A 17,469-nucleotide genomic window follows, 5' to 3' on the forward strand; every position below is an offset into this window, starting at 1 on the left:
ATTAGTAACCGTTCCGCCTTTCCGCTGAATGGTCCACGCATGAGGGGATTTACTCATGCCTAATAGTCCGAGCTTTGGCTATCGCTGAGAAGAAGCAGAGCAAGGCCTGGAAGCGGGGTCTGGACATGCAATTTCTATTTGACCTCTTCGACCCACTCACGGGACAGCGCACGCATCAAAGTGACCATGTTGTTAATAATGCTCAATTTTTAAACGGATCATTTGAGAGCCAGTTAAGCCAGACAACTAACAGCAGCACCAATGAACTTTATTACGCATTCTTAGAAGAAAGCAACAACGATTCTTCGTTGCAAAGTCGCGTCAGTTCAGCCCTAAAAGCTGCAAATATTGACGCGAGCCCGATCAAATTATTTGAGGCCATCAATGGCTTCACGATTTCAATCTCACCGGCAGAGGCCGAACGCCTAGAAGCGATCCCAACGATTCGCAGCATCGAAGCGGACCGTCCGCTGCCCCTCACCCCACCGGTAGAGGTCATCCCCGAAACAAACAATTCGGCAGCCGAAAGCTCATTGCTCAGCGAGAGCGGATCGTCACCAGGGTGGAGAGAAATTGATCGGGCAGTCTCGCTCGATCAGTATTACGTCCAAACAAACACCAATCCCTCTAGAGAAGAAGAACTCCGTGCGAACTCAATCAACGCGGCTGCTCTTCCGATTTACAACAACGGATCAGCAAGCACTGGAGAAATCCTTCCCTACGGAGTGAAGGCCGTATGGGGAGGCAGCGACATCAGCACAAAAGGCAACGCTGGAAGCGGGACGTACGCCTTTGTGATTGATTCGGGTGTCCTCGACACCACAGGCGATTTAAACGTCAACAAAACATGGTCAAAAAGTTGGGTCAGCGGTGAAACCGCCTTCACCGACGGGAATGGCCATGGAACCCATGTGGCCGGAACGATTGCTGCATTGGCGAACGGTGTAGGGGTCGTGGGGGTCGCACCTGGGGCCGAGGTGATTTCACTGAAGGTGTTTAACAGTGCAGGCGGAGGTGCGAGCTACAGCACGATCATTGATGCAGTGAACTACGCCACCCAAGTGATTAACAACAACGGACTGGATAAGTCCAAAGTTGTGATCAACATGAGTCTTGGAGGTAGTTACAGCGCAGGCATGGATGCGGCCGTCAAAAATGCTGCCAACCAGGGAATCAAATTTTCAATTGCTGCTGGCAATAGTGGCTCAGATGCAGACGGCTACTCACCAGCAAGTGCTGGCGATCATGCCAACATTTACACCGTATCAGCCGTTGATAATCAGTACCAAATGGCATCCTTTTCAAACTGGGATGACCAAAGCGGGGGGGATGATGTTGACGTTGCAGCGCCTGGCGTCAGCGTTCTCTCCTATTACAAAGGCGGTCAGCTAGCAAACTTAAACGGCACATCAATGGCTGCACCGCATGTTGCTGGCCTGCTCTTGATGGGCGGCGTGAAAGAAGGCGATATGGTCACAGCAAATTGGGCAGGTGAGGCTGATCCTTTTGCGCTGGCATCCAATGGGCAACCACCAAGCCCGCCAACACCACCACCGGCTCCGATCAAGCCCCCGACTGAAGGCTTACTTGATGATTTCTCAGGTGGCCAGATCGCAAGCTTCTGGAAATCCATCAGCCTTGGCACTGTTAACAACAACTTCACCGGTCGTAACGAGTCTCTATTTTTCACAGGCTCAGGAACCCGTTCTGCAACAACAAAAACAATTGATCTAGATCAAGGCGCCACGATCAGCTTTGATCTGATTTACGGAACTGATTTCAACGGAGGAGAAGAAGTCGATTCCGGGGAAGAAGTAGTACTTGAATATTCAAACAATGGAAGCAGCTGGACCACCCTCAAAAGCTTTGATATCAGTAGCGGCACCCGCAGCTGGGGAAACAATTCAGCCAACCTTTCAGCTGATTTAGCAACAGATAGCACCCAACTACGCTGGCGCCAAAAAGCTCATTCCAGTGGCAATTGGGATGAATGGGCTGTTGATGAAATTTTCATAATTCCTCTGCATGATGAAGTCCTCAACGTCGATGGTGCTGCCAGCTCCAAGTACGGCAACTACTGGAATGGTCTTAGAGACTCAGACGGTTCAGTCTCCTTTGCCTTTGATCTCACTGACACCTCAAAGGACATCAATCTCAGACTTAAAGCCTTTGATATTGATTTTCACGATGAAGTCAAGATTCTCTTCAATGGCAATCTCATTGATCATCTTGATCTCACCGGTAACAACGCATTGACATCTCAATCCTTCACTCTTGCCAATAATGATCTGATCACTGGCTCCAACACACTCCAGTTCGTCAACAAAAATGCTCGCTGGGCATGGGGTGTTGATCAGGTCACACTTGAAACCGCTGGCGCCTTTGATGAAGTCCTCAACGTCGATGGTGCTGCCAGCTCCAAGTACGGCAACTACTGGAATGGTCTTAGAGACTCAGACGGTTCAGTCTCCTTTGCCTTTGATCTCACTGACACCTCAAAGGACATCAATCTCAGACTTAAAGCCTTTGATATTGATTTTCACGATGAAGTCAAGATTCTCTTCAATGGCAATCTCATTGATCATCTTGATCTCACCGGTAACAACGCATTGACATCTCAATCCTTCACTCTTGCCAATAATGATCTGATCACTGGCTCCAACACACTCCAGTTCGTCAACAAAAATGCTCGCTGGGCATGGGGTGTTGATCAGGTCACACTTGAAACCGCTGGCGCCTTTGATGAAGTCCTCAACGTCGATGGTGCTGCCAGCTCCAAGTACGGCAACTACTGGAATGGTCTTAGAGACTCAGACGGTTCAGTCTCCTTTGCCTTTGATCTCACTGACACCTCAAAGGACATCAATCTCAGACTTAAAGCCTTTGATATTGATTTTCACGATGAAGTCAAGATTCTCTTCAATGGCAATCTCATTGATCATCTTGATCTCACCGGTAACAACGCATTGACATCTCAATCCTTCACTCTTGCCAATAATGATCTGATCACTGGCTCCAACACACTCCAGTTCGTCAACAAAAATGCTCGCTGGGCATGGGGTGTTGATCAGGTCACACTTGAAACCGCTGGCGCCTTTGATGAAGTCCTCAACGTCGATGGTGCTGCCAGCTCCAAGTACGGCAACTACTGGAATGGTCTTAGAGACTCAGACGGTTCAGTCTCCTTTGCCTTTGATCTCACTGACACCTCAAAGGACATCAATCTCAGACTTAAAGCCTTTGATATTGATTTTCACGATGAAGTCAAGATTCTCTTCAATGGCAATCTCATTGATCATCTTGATCTCACCGGTAACAACGCATTGACATCTCAATCCTTCACTCTTGCCAATAATGATCTGATCACTGGCTCCAACACACTCCAGTTCGTCAACAAAAATGCTCGCTGGGCATGGGGTGTTGATCAGGTCACACTTGAAACCGCTGGCGCCTTTGATGAAGTCCTCAACGTCGATGGTGCTGCCAGCTCCAAGTACGGCAACTACTGGAATGGTCTTAGAGACTCAGACGGTTCAGTCTCCTTTGCCTTTGATCTCACTGACACCTCAAAGGACATCAATCTCAGACTTAAAGCCTTTGATATTGATTTTCACGATGAAGTCAAGATTCTCTTCAATGGCAATCTCATTGATCATCTTGATCTCACCGGTAACAACGCATTGACATCTCAATCCTTCACTCTTGCCAATAATGATCTGATCACTGGCTCCAACACACTCCAGTTCGTCAACAAAAATGCTCGCTGGGCATGGGGTGTTGATCAGGTCACACTTGAAACCGCTGGCGCCTTTGATGAAGTCCTCAACGTCGATGGTGCTGCCAGCTCCAAGTACGGCAACTACTGGAATGGTCTTAGAGACTCAGACGGTTCAGTCTCCTTTGCCTTTGATCTCACTGACACCTCAAAGGACATCAATCTCAGACTTAAAGCCTTTGATATTGATTTTCACGATGAAGTCAAGATTCTCTTCAATGGCAATCTCATTGATCATCTTGATCTCACCGGTAACAACGCATTGACATCTCAATCCTTCACTCTTGCCAATAATGATCTGATCACTGGCTCCAACACACTCCAGTTCGTCAACAAAAATGCTCGCTGGGCATGGGGTGTTGATCAGGTCACACTTACGCAATACTTATAATTTAAACTATCCTTTTGCGTCCTAAGAGTTGATTACACTCAATCCTCAAAAGGACGGCCAGGCGCAATTACAGAGATAGTAGCGTCAACAATCAATATGTTGCTTAAATCAATAACTACGACTTAAAATCTGCCCCTATCCTAACTGAAATACAGACTTAAAGGCAAAGATCGACGAATACAGGCAATGGTTTCAATCTATTCAAATGTGGGAGAGACAAGCGCAGCAACTTTAAAATTCAGAAAGTTCCTTAACAGGTTCTCATTAATTTGCAAGATCGAGTTTTTCCAGGCTTGCAAGCTGAATCCCTTATGCTTCAAATCAAAGAAACAAAACCCAAAAATACAGAGTTGACCACTAATAACAAAGAATTAAAACAAGTAATTATGTCCCTGCTAAACATAAAAGATTTAACAAAACTATCGCAATCCAAAAAACGGCACCTTGCCGTCCCTAAGCAAGCAGTACAACACTTGGCGTGAATACATATATCCAACAGCAAGTTGATGGCATCCTGAGTGACGAGAAGGCTTTATAAGACAAGGATTATTGGCTTTGTTGCCCCAAAGGATTGCGCATTCAGAAGGACAAAGGCCGCAATGCAACAGATATGTATGATTTTCGCACCAATCATGAAGAAGCGCTTGCTATAATTTCACCAAAAAGGTCAACATTTCAAAAACAAAAACTACTAAGGATGAAGAATTACAATTCAATCTTAATAAGCCATCTCAAAGGCCATGACATTAATACTATTGAACTCTTACGCCATCTCAATCTTTTAGGACCATTTGTGAAGCGCTTGCTCATAGAAGAATCCACTAAAGAAATCACTCCCCCAGCGGAACTCACTCAACAAGCCCTCACAAACCATTGCCAACAAAACCAACTCAGAAACGAAGAAGCCCTTAATCACTGGTTATCAGAGCGCTGCATCAGCAAAGACGAACTCTTGCTTCAGCTCAGTCTTCCCATCAAGCTCAGCAAACTTGCACTGGATTCTTTTGGCGCCAAAGCAGAAGCCCGATTCCTTCAACGCAAAGAAGAATTAGATCAGGCCACCTACAGCCTCCTCAGGGTGAAAGATTCAGGCATCGCCCATGAGCTTTACCTCCAATTGGAGGCCGGTGAAACGAGCTTCGAGAAGCTGGCGACCAACTACAGCGAAGGGCCTGAGCAACGCAGTGGCGGCAGGGTGGGACCCGCCCCGATCTCGCGAGCCCATCCCCAGCTTCAACAGCTGCTACGAACCGCTCCCATTGGAGTTGTGCTCGAACCCTTAGCCATTGAGCAGTGGTGGGTGGTGGCCCGCCTAGAAGAGCGCATGGAGGCCAGCTTTGACGACGCCATGCGACAACGGATGGCGAGCGAACTTCTTGAGCAATGGATCACAACTGAAACGAACCATCTCGTCAAAGCGGTTTGCAACCGTGAGAATGCCCCTTAGCAAGCCTGCCTCTCCTGACTTCAACCTCATCCAATGGGCTGCAGGCCCTGAAGCAAATCTTCCTCGAACGCGGAGAGCCTCTTCGCTATGAGCTAGGCCAACCGCTAAGTGAAGGACGCTTTATTCCTGGCCAAGTCCTGTTGATCGAACGCGGCACAGCCCGCCTTCTGGGTGAACAAGATGGTCGTCTCAGCACCCTGTCCAAACTGCATGCAGGAGAACTGGTTGGAGCGGCTTCTCTCTTAAGAGGTTCTCCCTGCGAAGACGTGCGAGCAGCGTCAGAGCTTGTCGTGCGCAGGCTGAGCGACAACGACTTTTTGGATCTAGCGCAAAACAACCCAACCATTCGGGCTGAATGCCTCGGCCATCTTTGGACAGCCGAGCTGGCATCCCTACTGCAAATCCTCCTGGATCAAACCCCCAAACAAACGCGATCGCTGAACAGCTGGATTGAAGACCTGCTGCCCCAAGCGCAGATATTCGATGCCGCCGACGCTGCTGCAGTGCAACAAGCACTGGAAGCCAATCAATGCCTCTTCCTCGCAGGAGAACCCTCGAATACCAGTGATGCCGCACTCGGCCAGGAGCTCACAAGCGCAGAACAGGTCGCTGCATTAGCACCTGAAAAACAGCAACGTCCTTTGAGAGTGATCGCGCTGCCTAATGCAGCCATCCATGCACTCAGGCAAACAGACGCTGCGGAGGTCGTCAAAACAGAAATCATTGGCAACACCTCCGTAGACGATGCAAAAGAAGCAGAGATCCCAAAGGCCCCACTACGACCTCCCGTCAGCCGCTTCAACAGCGAGCAAGAGGACGATCAGAACTTCTTCGTGGGCGGAGAGGGGGCATTGCAGGAAACCCTCGCCTGCTTCCAGATGCTGGCCAAGCTGATGAAGCTGCCATTCCGGCGTGACGCCATTGAGAAGGTGCTACGCGATCAATTAAGGCGTGGCCAAACCCCAACCCTGCGCTTATGCGGCCAAATCGCAGCAGGTCTTGGCTTGCATGTTTCGGGTGCCCAGGTGCCTGCGCGTTTCGGAACCCGCCTACAAACTCCCACGATGATTCCTTGGCAGGGAGGCTTCGCGCTGGTGACCCGCAGCGATGAACGCGGAATCATGCTCGCCTCACCGAGCCAGGGATTCGTAGACCTTCCAACCGCAACACTCGACGAGACCTTCCCAGAGGGAATCGAGCTATTACTGCTTGATCGCACCAACACCACGCCTGAGCAGAACTTCGGCCCGGGGTGGTTCTGGCCTGCTCTGAAGCGCTACCGCAGCGTTCTGATCCAAGTGCTGGCAGCCAGCTTCGTCATTCAGCTGTTCACACTCGCGAATCCCTTGTTGATCCAAGTGATCATCGACAAGGTGATCAATCAGCGCAGCCTCGACACCCTTCAAGTGCTGGGCATTGCCCTCGTGGCAGTCACCATTCTTGAAGGAGTGCTTGGAAGCCTCAAAACCTTCCTCTTCGCTGAAACCACCAACCGCATCGACCAGCGTTTGGGCGCAGAGGTGATCGATCACCTGCTGCGCTTGCCGCTTGGCTATTTCGACAAGCGCCCCGTTGGCGAACTGGGCTCAAGGATCAGCGAGCTGGAGAAGATCCGTAACTTCCTCACTGGCCAAGCCCTCACCACGATTCTTGATGCCGCTTTTTCGGTGATCTACATCGTGGTGATGCTGTTTTACAGCTGGGTGCTCACCCTTATCGCCCTCGCCGTGCTGCCCATTCAGGTGGGGCTCACCCTGCTTGGCGCACCGCTGTTCCGGCGTCAATATCGAAAAGCGGCAGAAGCCAACGCCAAAACACAAAGCCACTTAGTTGAGGTGCTTACTGGCATCCAAACGGTGAAGAGTCAGAACGTGGAAATGGTGAGCCGGTACACCTGGCAAGAGCGCTACGCCGAATACATCAGCAGCACCTTTGAGAAAACCATCAGCGGCACGGCTTTGAGTCAGACCTCCCAGGTGCTGCAGAAAATCTCTCAGCTGCTCGTGCTTTGGGTGGGTGCCACCTTGGTTCTCTCTGGCGACCTCACCCTGGGGCAATTGATCGCCTTCCGGATCATTTCCGGTTACGTGACCCAGCCACTCTTACGCCTTTCCACCATCTGGCAGAGCATCCAAGAGCTGAAGGTGAGCTTCGAACGTCTCGCCGATGTAATCGATACGCCTCAGGAATCCAACGAACTCGATAAGGCCAAAGTGCCTCTCCCCTCCCTCCAAGGAGACGTGAGCTTTGAAAACCTCAGCTTTGCCTTCAGCAAAGGCTCACCAACCGTTCTCAAAGACGTGGACCTGCATGTGAAGGCTGGAACCTTCGTGGGAATCGTGGGTCAGAGCGGTAGCGGAAAAAGCACCTTGATGAAATTGCTCCCCAGGCTCTATGCCCCGGATCAAGGCCGGATCCTGATCGATGGCTACGACATCGACAAGGTGGAGCTCTATTCCCTCAGGCGCCAAATTGGCATCGTGCCCCAGGATCCGCTTCTCTTTTCAGGCAGTGTGAGTGAAAACATTGCCCTCACCCAGCCTGACGTGGGAGCCGACGCGATCGTGACGGCAGCGAAGATCGCCTGCGCCCATGACTTCATCATGGAGCTGCCCAGCGGTTATTCAACGCCAGTTGGTGAACGGGGAGCGTCTCTTAGCGGCGGACAAAGGCAACGGATCGCGATCGCCAGAACCCTGCTCGCCAATCCAAAACTTCTCGTGATGGATGAAGCCACCAGCGCTTTGGATTACGAAACCGAGCGCAAAGTTTGCGACAACTTGATCCAGGCGTTGCATGACTGCAGCGTGTTTTTCATCACCCATCGCCTATCCACCGTGCGCCGGGCAGACCGGATTGTTGTGATGCATCAGGGAGCCGTTGTTGAACAAGGGACTCACGATGCCTTGATGGAAAAACGAGGCCGGTACTACGCCCTTTATCGCCAACAGGAGGCCAGCTGAGCATGACCACGCCAAACAAGAAACAGCCTTCCACAAGCAGCAACACGGGCACCAATCCGATCGGCAATCTGGTGCGCCAAGCCCAAAACAGGCTGGAAAGCACTGTCAGCACAAGCGATCACAATGAAGCCGTGCTCCAGCAAAGTCAGGTTTGGGTGAAAGCGGTGACCTGGGGATTGATCGGTACCACCGTCTTTGGAGTGGCTTGGCTCGGCATTGCCCGCACAGAAGAGGTGGTGGTTGCCACAGGAAAACTCGAGCCGGTGGGAAACGTCAAAGAGGTTCGCGTCCCAGGGGGGGCCGTAGTGGAGGAGATCCTGGTCAAAAACGGGGAGCAAGTGAGTGAAGGCCAGGCTTTGATTTTGCTGGATCAGGAGAGCACGGCCGAACAGCTCAAATCACTGGAACAAGGTGTGATCGAAAAAACATCCCAAATCAATCAAAAACAAGCACAGCTATCGCTTAAAAACCTGGAGCGCGAACGCACATTCGAACTGAATCGCGAACAGCTGGCAACAACCCGCGAGAATTTAAGACTTGAAACTCAAATCCTTAACAGACTGGAAGGACTAGCCAAAGAAGGTGGCATACCTGATATCCAATACCTGCAGCAACGCAACAAAGTGGCTGGCCTCAAGGGAGATTTAATCAAGTTGGAACTTGAAGGCAAACGCCAAATCAATCAGATCAACCAGCAGATTGAACAACTCAATGCTGAACTGGCTGGGCTACGCAGCGAACGCGCTCAACTCAATGCCAACCTCACAGAAGTAAAGGTCACCAATAAGAATCAAACCCTTCGAGCCCCTGTCAGTGGCATTGTTTTTGACCTGAAACTAAACAACCCCGGTTACATCACGCAAGCCCAATCATCTCAAGCGGCGTTAAAGGTGGTGCCATTCAACACCTTGGAAGCTGATGTGGAAATCCCAAGCAACAAAATTGGTTTTGTGCGCATTGGTCAACCAGCCGACATCAGCATTGACTCCTTTCCCGCCAGTGATTTTGGAGTCTTAGAAGGGACGGTCCAATCGGTTGGATCCGATGCTCTCCCACCAGATCAACAACAAATGCGTCAGGGATATTCATTCCCCGCCGTCATCAAACTAGACAGCCAACAACTCAAAATCAAAAACGGCAAAAGGTTGCCATTACAAGTAGGGATGTCTCTCACAGCTAATATTAAATTACGCAGCGTGAGTTACTTGCAGTTACTCCTAAATACCTTTCAGAACAAAACCGATTCCCTTAGAGAGCTCTAACCATCAAAGCTGCACAGCTTCTTGCTGCTTGGTCTCCGCTTTCCAAACTCGCCAGCGCAACTCCACCCCGTCTGGCAGATCCACCACAACCGGCCAAGAGGCGTTGTAAGGAATCAAATAGGGCTGCTTACCAAGGGATAAAAAGGATCTGCCTTGGGGTTGTTCTTGAGTACAAGCCATGCGCGTACTCAGCACAAGCACGGGCCCACTCACTTCAAACAGAGCCTTTCCAGAAGCTTTAGGCAGTCGCTGCATCGATAAAGATGGACCCGACAAGCGTTTGACATTGCAGTCCCTCTCCACCTCCTTCCCCACGATCAACTGGACGCGCCAATCGAGTGGATGGGCCGAAATCATTGCGTCGTCGCTCTTCGGCAGCAAGCCCGAGGGCTGAATCACCCAACGTTTCAAGCCTTGCTTGGGTGCTGGGTAACCACTCAAGTCAAGACGGGGAATCGCAACAGCAGGCGCTGAAGCAGCAACCATCAACAGCGGCAGTGCCAGCCTCAAGAATCCCAGACCCATGGTCTTACCCCTACGGCAACAGAATGCAAGCATGACCGATTCCACCGCGATTGCCCTGCTCTCGGGAGGGCTTGATTCCGCAACGGCTGCTGCGCTCGCCATCCAGTCTGGCTTCCGTGTGATCGGCCTCTCCTTTGATTACGGCCAGCGCCATCGGCGTGAGCTTGAGGCCGCCGCGGACATCGCCAAGGCTCTGAACCTGGCAGAACATCACACCATCCACGTGGATTTGGCGATGTGGGGAGGCTCCTCACTCACCGATCACGCCCAAACCCTTCCCACCAGCGGCGTTGAGGCGGGCATGATTCCGAACACCTATGTCCCAGGGCGAAACACTGTGTTCATTGCGATCGGACTCAGCCTCGCCGAGGCGCGAGGTGCCGATCGACTCGTGCTGGGCGTCAACGCCGTGGATTACTCGGGCTATCCCGACTGCCGGCCCGATTATCTGAAGGCCTTTCAGAATCTTGCAAACCTCAGCAGCCGCGTTGGACGAGAAGGCCATGGTCCAACGCTATGGGCACCACTTGTGGAGTGGAGTAAACAAAAAATTGCAGAGGAAGCACTACATCTAGGGGTTCCCATCGAACGCACCTGGAGTTGCTATCGCGGCGGAGACGTGCCCTGTGGTGTGTGCGACAGCTGCCGAATCCGTGATGAAGCGCTGCTCGCCGCAGGACGGCCGGACCTGTGCAGCCCAGGCCGTCGATGACCTCCAATCAAGCCAGTCCCCAAACACTGATTCGCAGCAAGCATCCTTGGATCGAACCGGATTCAGTCGCCCAAGCGCTCGCCCAAGAGCATGGAGAAGCGGGCTTGATTTGGTTGGACGGGGATGCCAGCGACCTAGGCCGTTGGCTCACCTTGGCAGCTGACCCTCTCGAGCAACGTTGTTGCCGGGGATTGCCCGGTGAGGTGGGAGCCACCAATCCGTTTGAAGCTCTGCGCTCGCTCGATCCGGGGCACTGGACAGGCTGGCTGAGTTACGACGCCGCCGCCTGGCTCGAACCCACAAACGCCTGGCGAAGCGATGCCATGGCGAGCCTTTGGATCGGGCGCCACGACCCCGTTCTGCGCTTTGACCTCCAACAACGAGAGGTTTGGATTGAAGGCCTTGATGCCAAGCGCCATGCCGCAATGGAGCGATGGATTCAAGGGGTGAGTGCACGATGCAATCAAACCCCCGACGCACTCCCCAATCCCCAACCCCTTCACACAGCTTGGGTCCGTCACAGCGACAGGCAGGCCTATGCCAAGGGCGTCGAGCGAATCCGTGAGCTGATCGCGATGGGAGACCTCTTTCAAGCCAATCTCACCAGCTGCACCAGCACAACCTTGCCGGAATCGATCAATAATCTGGAGCTCTTTCGGCGCTTGCGTCGAGCTTGCCCGGCACCCTTTGCGGGTCTCGTCGTTGCCAGCGGGGATGCCACTGGCGAAGCACTCCTATCCACATCGCCGGAGCGCTTCATGGAAGTGATGCCCACTGGTGCTGTTCAAACAAGACCGATCAAGGGAACACGCCCTCGAGAGTCCGATCCAGAACGGGATGCCGATCAAGCCGCAGCATTGGTTTGCAGTGCAAAAGACCGTGCCGAAAACGTAATGATCGTCGACTTGCTGCGCAATGACCTTGGCAGGGTCTGCGTGCCTGGCAGCGTCGATGTTCCTCAACTGGTCCATCTCGAAAGCTACGCCAGGGTCCACCACCTGACCTCAGTCGTGAACGGCCAACTCAGGGATGGACTGAACTGGGTGGATCTGCTGGAAGCGAGCTGGCCTGGTGGGTCGATCAGTGGTGCACCAAAACTGAGAGCGTGCCAAAGGCTTCAGGAATTAGAGCCCAAAGGTCGAGGTCCCTACTGCGGCTCCTTGCTCACGTTGAACTGGGATGGGCGTTTTGACAGCAATATTTTGATTCGCACCGTTCTGCGTAAAAACAATGAGCTTCGGGTACATGCAGGCTGCGGAATCGTTGCCGACTCGGATCCTCAGGCAGAAGCCGACGAACTGGACTGGAAATTGCTGCCACTTTTAGAGGCACTGGAATGACAGCATCTGAGCCACAACACTCCATCGCCTGGATCAACGGCACGTGGGGGCAGCCTGCAGAGCTGAAGCTGCCACTCAGCGACCGGGGACTGCAGCTCGCCGATGGACTATTCGAAACGGTCCTCCTTCATCACAACCGTCCCTGCCTGTTAGACGCACATCTGCGTCGATGGGAGCAAGGTTGTGAGCTGTTGGGAATGGCAGCACCGCCCAAAAGGTCCTGGTTGGATCCATTGATTCAAGAAGCAATCGAACGACTTGGAATCGCGCAGAGGTACGGGGCCATGCGCCTGAACTGGAGTCGAGGCGATGGAAGCAAGCGAGGAATTGGACTTGATCACCACTCTGCCGACCCCTCCAGGCATCGCTTTTGGCTGACGTTGCAAACCCATACGCCAACATTTGAGTCGGTGCGCACATGGATCAGTTGTCATGAATATCGGCATGCCTCCAGCCTGATGAGCCGATGCAAAACCTTTTCCTATGGGCAGGCCATTCAAGTGCGCCGGGAGGCTCAGCAAAAGGGAGCTGATGATGGATTGATGCTCAGCACCAATGGCACTTTGTGCTGCGGGAGCAGCGCCAATCTTGTTGTGCAACGCCATGGCCAATGGCTCACACCCCCTTTAAGCGATGGCTGCCTGCCAGGAGTGATGCGGGGCCAAGCCCTCAAGCAGGGACTGATGCAAGAGCAGTCGCTTTCAGCCGAACCGCAACCTGGTGATCAATGGTTATTAATCAACAGTCTTGGCTGCCGGACGATCAGCCAAGTGAATGGCGAACCACTCACGAACAGGGGGAATGGAGAAACCCTTTGGAGATCTTTATTGCCATCTCATTCTGAAATTTCATTGCCACCCTGAGCGCAACAGAACACGATCAGCCGCATGGAATTAAGGCGTGACTTAAGCCTTACAAGCCTCACCCTGACCGTCGTCACCGGAACGATTGGCTCGGGATGGTTATTTGCCTCCTATTACGCCGCTCGAACAGCTGGACCCGCAAGCCTGCCCGCCTGGCTGCTCGGGGGATTGATTTCCTTCATGCTCGCTCTGGTGTTTGCGGAGTTGGGCTCACTCATCAACAGCTCCGGCGCACTGGCCCAGATTCCACTTCTCAGTCATGGGCGATTGTCTGGCTTCATCGGTGGTTGGAGCATCTGGATCAGCTATTTGTGCGTCCCAACCATCGAGCTGTTAGCCATGCTCGATTATCTCGACAGCAGCCTGCCCTGGCTCACGCAAGATCGGAACGGCACACAAATTCTCAGCGGAGGCGGTCTGGCTGTCGCCATCGTCTTGATGGTGTTCTTCACCTGGATCAACCTCAACGGTGTGAAGGGTCTGGCCCGCTGGATCGACAACCTCACCATCTGGAAGTTGATCGTGCCCCTGCTTGTGGCCAGTGTGTTGATGCTGCTCAGTCAGCACTGGGGGAATCTGAGCATCCCAGTCACAATCGCCAGCGACCCATCGGCCAGCAACGCTGGCAGCGGCACGGAGCTGGTGAATGCCGTCGGAAGCGGTGGCATTCTGTTTTGTCTCCTCGGCTTTCGCACCGCCGTCGACCTCGCTGGAGAAGCGCGCAACCCCCAACGCAATGTACCGCTCGCCATGGGACTAGGGCTAGGCATCAGCCTGCTGATTTACCTCGTTCTGCAATGGTCTTTCCTGGTGAGTGTGCCACCAGAAGCCCTGCAGCAAGGATGGTCCCAGCTGAGCCTCGGCCAACATGGCGGTCCGCTTGCAGCCATCGCCCTTGGTCTTGGGCTCGGTTGGATGGTGGTGCTGTTGCTGATCGACGCAGCCCTTTCCCCCAGCACAACGGCGATGGCCTACCTGGGGGTATCGGCGCGGGTGAGCTGGATGATGGGTCGCTGCAACCTGCTCCCTAAGTCCCTGGGTCGGGTCAATAGATATGGAGTACCGGATGTTGCCGTCGTCAGCAGCTTGGTGTTGGGATGTGCCCTGTTCTTAATCGGCCCAGGCTGGCAACAGGTTGTGGCCTTTCTCACGGCAGCACAAATGATCGCCCTAGCCATAGGGCCAGCAAGCTTGTTAGCCCTGCGCCAACAACTCCCCCAAGAACGAGGCCATTTTCGAATTCCCTATCCCACGGCCTTGAGTGCCTTGGCCTTCGTGATGGCGACATGGGCAACGAACTGGTGCGGGCGCACAGCATTAGAGGGAGCGGTGCTCGCCATCGGAATCCCAAGCCTGCTCTTTGCGCTTCACAACTGGAGAAAAAGCCAGCCGATTGAAACCAAAGAAGGCCTGTGGTGGGGCCTTTATTTAGGCCTTCTTGTTTTGGATATGGAGCTATTCAGCAAAGGACAACCACTGGAGCTCACGAACCTGGCCCATCTCGCAGTCTTGGCGGGGATGGCCCTTCTGGTGCTGCCGATCGCGGTCAACAGCGCTCTTCCGGAGGTTTCACCCCATGCGCTCACACACTTAGGAAACGATCCACAACATCTTGGCTGAGCTCAGACGTGGAGCCACTGGCCACAATTCCTCCGCGCTGCATGGCGTAATAGCGATCCGCCTGTCGAACGAAATGCAAATGCTGCTCCACTAGCAGAACGCCAATCCCTTTCTCCGCAATAATGCGTTGAACAGCAGCTTCAATATCCTGAACAATATTGGGCTGAATACCCTCAGTAGGCTCATCCAAAAGCAACAATTTTGGCTGACCTAAAAGAGCACGAGCAATGGCAAGCTGCTGCTGCTGACCACCGGAGAGATCTCCACCTTTTCGTGAAAGAAATTCCTGGAGAATGGGGAAAAGTTCGTAAATAAAAGGATCGATACGACGATTTCGAGCAAGACCTCCTGGGAGGGCCTCCATCCCCAACATCAAATTCTCTTCAACTGTTAATTGAGGAATGATTTCCCTACCCTGAGGCACATAGCCAAGTCCTGACCTTGCACGCTGATGAGGAGGCTGACGCTCCATTCCATGGCCTTCAAAAATAATCTCACCAGACCGTGGTTTAAGCAAACCGATCAGAGACTTAAGAAGTGTGGTCTTTCCCACCCCATTCCGGCCGATCAGGCAAACCATTTCTCCAGCGAGGACCCTCAGATCAACATCTCGAAGAATATGGCTCTCGCCGTAATAGGTATTGAGGCCCCGAATCTCGAGCATTGTCATTGAGCTTCGTCCTCCGTAGTTCCTAAATAAACCTCAATCACTCGAGGATCCTGTTGCACCTGATCCATAGAGCCCTCACAAAGAACATGACCCTGGTGCAACACAGTCACCGGGCTATCAAGACGACGGATGAATTCCATATCGTGCTCAATGACCAAAACAGTGTGTTCTCCAGCCAAAGACTTCAGCAAATCAGCCGTTAGGTCAGTTTCCTCATCCGTAAGACCTGCAACCGGCTCATCCACCAACAAGAGATCGGGATCTTGACCAACCAACATTGCAATTTCCAACCACTGCTTCTGTCCATGAGAAAGAGATCCAGCTCTCCAGTCAGAGCGAGATTGAAGATTAACAATGTTCATGAGATGGTGAACTTGGTCACGCTGTTCAGCACTGATACGGCCAAAAAGCAAAGTCCAAGGCTGTTTTGACCGACTAACAGCCAATGCCAAGTTGTCCTGAACTGTTAGATCTTCAAACACACGAGGACTTTGGAACTTACGGCCGATGCCAAGTCGTGCAATGCGGTGTTCTGGGATTCCAACCAGAGATCGGCCTTTAAAAAGCACGCCTCCTGAGCTAGGCGCAACCTTTCCAGTGATGACATCTAAAAATGTTGTCTTCCCCGCTCCATTGGGACCGATGACCGCTCGTAGCTCTCCTGATTGCAAGCTGAGGTTGAGATCTCGAAGAGCAAGAAAGCCATCGAAACTCACCGTGATGTCCTTGAGCTCCAGCAATGCTCTGGAACCAGAAACAATATTGCTCATGGCTGCACCTCGTCATTGCCATCAACTTCAAGTTGCGGATAAGTACCAATCGGCCGAATAAAGCCCACACGGGACATCAGATTCCTCGGTCCTTCTCCTTGGAACCAACCAATCACCCCCTCAGGCAATGCCGTCACAACAAGAATGAATAAACCACCTTGGATGAAAAGCCAAGTTTCAGGCAATGCTTCGCTCACCAGACTTTTGGCGTACATGATGGCAACAGAACCAAGAATCGCTCCAACTAATGTTCCACGACCACCAACAGCGACCCAAATCACCATTTCGATCGAAAACGGAACAGTCATGAATTGCGGCGAAACGATGCCTGATTGCACGGTGTAGAGCGCCCCACCAATACCCGCCAATCCCCCAGCAATTGCAAACACAATTGTTTTAAATAACGTGGGGTTATACCCAGCAAAGCGAAGCCGCGGCTCATCATCACGGATTGCAATTAGAACGTTTCCAAAGCGACCACGCACAACCCAACGTAGAAAGATCCACACCAAGATCACAACGACAGCCGTCAACCAAAAGAAACCACGCTGCATCTCTGCCGATCCCAACTCGAGCTGCCCAAACAGAACTGTGACATCCGTTTTGAGACCATTGGTCCCATTAATCAGCTTTTGCTGTCCATTGAAGAAGTTAAAAAAGACCAACAGAGCAGCCTGGGTCAAAATCGAAAAATAAACCCCCTTAATCCGATTACGAAACACCAAGTTCCCCAATACAGCTGCAAGCAAAGCAGGGACTAGCCAAATTGCAATGAGCGTAAAGAGAGGCGAACGAAAAGGCTCCCAAAACAATGGCAACCGATCAACTCCATACAAACTGAAGAATTCAGGAATAGAATTGGGCATATCAATAGAACTCCTCAGTTGGAGATACATCGCAGCGGCATAACCTCCAAGAGCAAAGAAAATTCCCTGACCAAGACTCAGAAGACCTGTAAAGCCCCAAATCAAATCAATCCCAAGCGCCACAATCGCTAGCGATAGAAACCGACCCAACAGGTTCAGACGGAAAACAGGAAGAACCGATGGAGCAGCAACGATTACCGCGATGATCAACACCCAAACAGCCACCGAGAGCCATGGACGCTGTTGAAACGAACGAAACATCAGT

13 protein-coding genes are annotated in these 17,469 nt (G+C 52.3%); 9 read left to right on the top strand and 4 right to left on the bottom strand.

The window, feature by feature from the left end; genetic code table 11:
- Positions 1 to 74 precede the first annotated feature (74 nt).
- The 5 genes from SynMVIR181_RS12795 to SynMVIR181_RS12815 all read left to right on the top strand — a co-directional run bounded on the left by SynMVIR181_RS12795 (position 75) and on the right by SynMVIR181_RS12815 (position 9,838).
- Entirely contained in the window at positions 75 to 4,166 is a 4,092-nt protein-coding gene (locus SynMVIR181_RS12795) for a S8 family serine peptidase (RefSeq protein ID WP_186589494.1), read from the top strand.
- Between the two features lie 293 nt (positions 4,167 to 4,459).
- The gene (locus tag SynMVIR181_RS12800) at positions 4,460 to 4,648 is read left to right on the top strand and encodes a hypothetical protein (protein WP_186589495.1); all 189 of its coding nucleotides are present in this window, start codon (positions 4,460 to 4,462) and stop codon (positions 4,646 to 4,648) included.
- Positions 4,649 to 4,863: 215 nt separating this feature from the next.
- Positions 4,864 to 5,613, top strand: coding sequence for a peptidylprolyl isomerase (locus SynMVIR181_RS12805; protein ID WP_186589496.1), 750 nt, complete (start codon positions 4,864 to 4,866; stop codon positions 5,611 to 5,613).
- Positions 5,614 to 5,627: 14 nt separating this feature from the next.
- Complete coding sequence (locus tag SynMVIR181_RS12810; RefSeq protein WP_186590691.1) at positions 5,628 to 8,576, top strand: peptidase domain-containing ABC transporter; 2,949 nt, start codon at positions 5,628 to 5,630, stop codon at positions 8,574 to 8,576.
- 2 nt (positions 8,577 to 8,578) lie between these two features.
- The gene (locus SynMVIR181_RS12815) at positions 8,579 to 9,838 is read left to right on the top strand and encodes an HlyD family secretion protein (RefSeq protein WP_186589497.1); all 1,260 of its coding nucleotides are present in this window, start codon (positions 8,579 to 8,581) and stop codon (positions 9,836 to 9,838) included.
- 3 nt (positions 9,839 to 9,841) lie between these two features.
- Here SynMVIR181_RS12815 and SynMVIR181_RS12820 read toward each other — a convergent pair whose 3' ends face one another.
- The gene (locus SynMVIR181_RS12820; RefSeq protein ID WP_186589498.1) at positions 9,842 to 10,363 is read right to left on the bottom strand and encodes an ecotin family protein; all 522 of its coding nucleotides are present in this window, start codon (positions 10,361 to 10,363) and stop codon (positions 9,842 to 9,844) included.
- Positions 10,364 to 10,394: 31 nt separating this feature from the next.
- Here SynMVIR181_RS12820 and queC point away from each other — a divergent pair, with 31 nt between their 5' ends.
- From queC to SynMVIR181_RS12840, 4 genes are read left to right on the top strand one after another with little or no spacing between them, the layout of a single operon-like run.
- Positions 10,395 to 11,075, top strand: a complete 681-nt coding sequence (gene queC, locus SynMVIR181_RS12825) for a 7-cyano-7-deazaguanine synthase QueC (protein WP_186589499.1) — start codon at positions 10,395 to 10,397, stop codon at positions 11,073 to 11,075.
- Positions 11,072 to 12,415, top strand: coding sequence for an anthranilate synthase component I family protein (locus SynMVIR181_RS12830; RefSeq protein ID WP_186589500.1), 1,344 nt, complete (start codon positions 11,072 to 11,074; stop codon positions 12,413 to 12,415). The genes queC and SynMVIR181_RS12830 overlap by 4 nt, the downstream gene beginning before the upstream one ends.
- The gene (locus SynMVIR181_RS12835; protein WP_186589501.1) at positions 12,412 to 13,278 is read left to right on the top strand and encodes an aminotransferase class IV; all 867 of its coding nucleotides are present in this window, start codon (positions 12,412 to 12,414) and stop codon (positions 13,276 to 13,278) included. Before SynMVIR181_RS12830 ends, SynMVIR181_RS12835 begins: the two co-directional genes overlap by 4 nt.
- A 24-nt stretch (positions 13,279 to 13,302) precedes the next feature.
- A complete protein-coding gene (locus tag SynMVIR181_RS12840; protein WP_186589502.1) occupies positions 13,303 to 14,898 on the top strand; it encodes an APC family permease in 1,596 nt (531 codons plus the stop codon).
- Here the strand turns inward: SynMVIR181_RS12840 and urtE are convergent.
- Genes urtE through urtC form a run of 3 tightly spaced genes read right to left on the bottom strand, consistent with a single transcriptional unit; the run spans position 14,861 to position 17,465 of the window.
- Positions 14,861 to 15,568: an urea ABC transporter ATP-binding subunit UrtE gene (gene urtE / locus SynMVIR181_RS12845; protein WP_186524157.1), complete on the bottom strand. Its 708-nt coding sequence runs from the start codon at positions 15,566 to 15,568 to the stop codon at positions 14,861 to 14,863. The two genes, SynMVIR181_RS12840 and urtE, sit on opposite strands and share 38 nt — an antisense overlap.
- Positions 15,565 to 16,338 carry an urea ABC transporter ATP-binding protein UrtD gene (gene urtD, locus SynMVIR181_RS12850; protein WP_186589503.1) on the bottom strand — a complete coding sequence of 258 codons (774 nt, stop codon included), beginning with the start codon at positions 16,336 to 16,338 and terminating at the stop codon, positions 15,565 to 15,567. The genes urtE and urtD overlap by 4 nt, the downstream gene beginning before the upstream one ends.
- Complete coding sequence (gene urtC / locus SynMVIR181_RS12855; RefSeq protein ID WP_186589504.1) at positions 16,335 to 17,465, bottom strand: urea ABC transporter permease subunit UrtC; 1,131 nt, start codon at positions 17,463 to 17,465, stop codon at positions 16,335 to 16,337. Before urtC ends, urtD begins: the two co-directional genes overlap by 4 nt.
- Between the last annotated feature and the right edge of the window lie 4 nt (positions 17,466 to 17,469).

This window comes from Synechococcus sp. MVIR-18-1, from assembly GCF_014279835.1.
Lineage (GTDB): Bacteria > Cyanobacteriota > Cyanobacteriia > PCC-6307 > Cyanobiaceae > Synechococcus_C.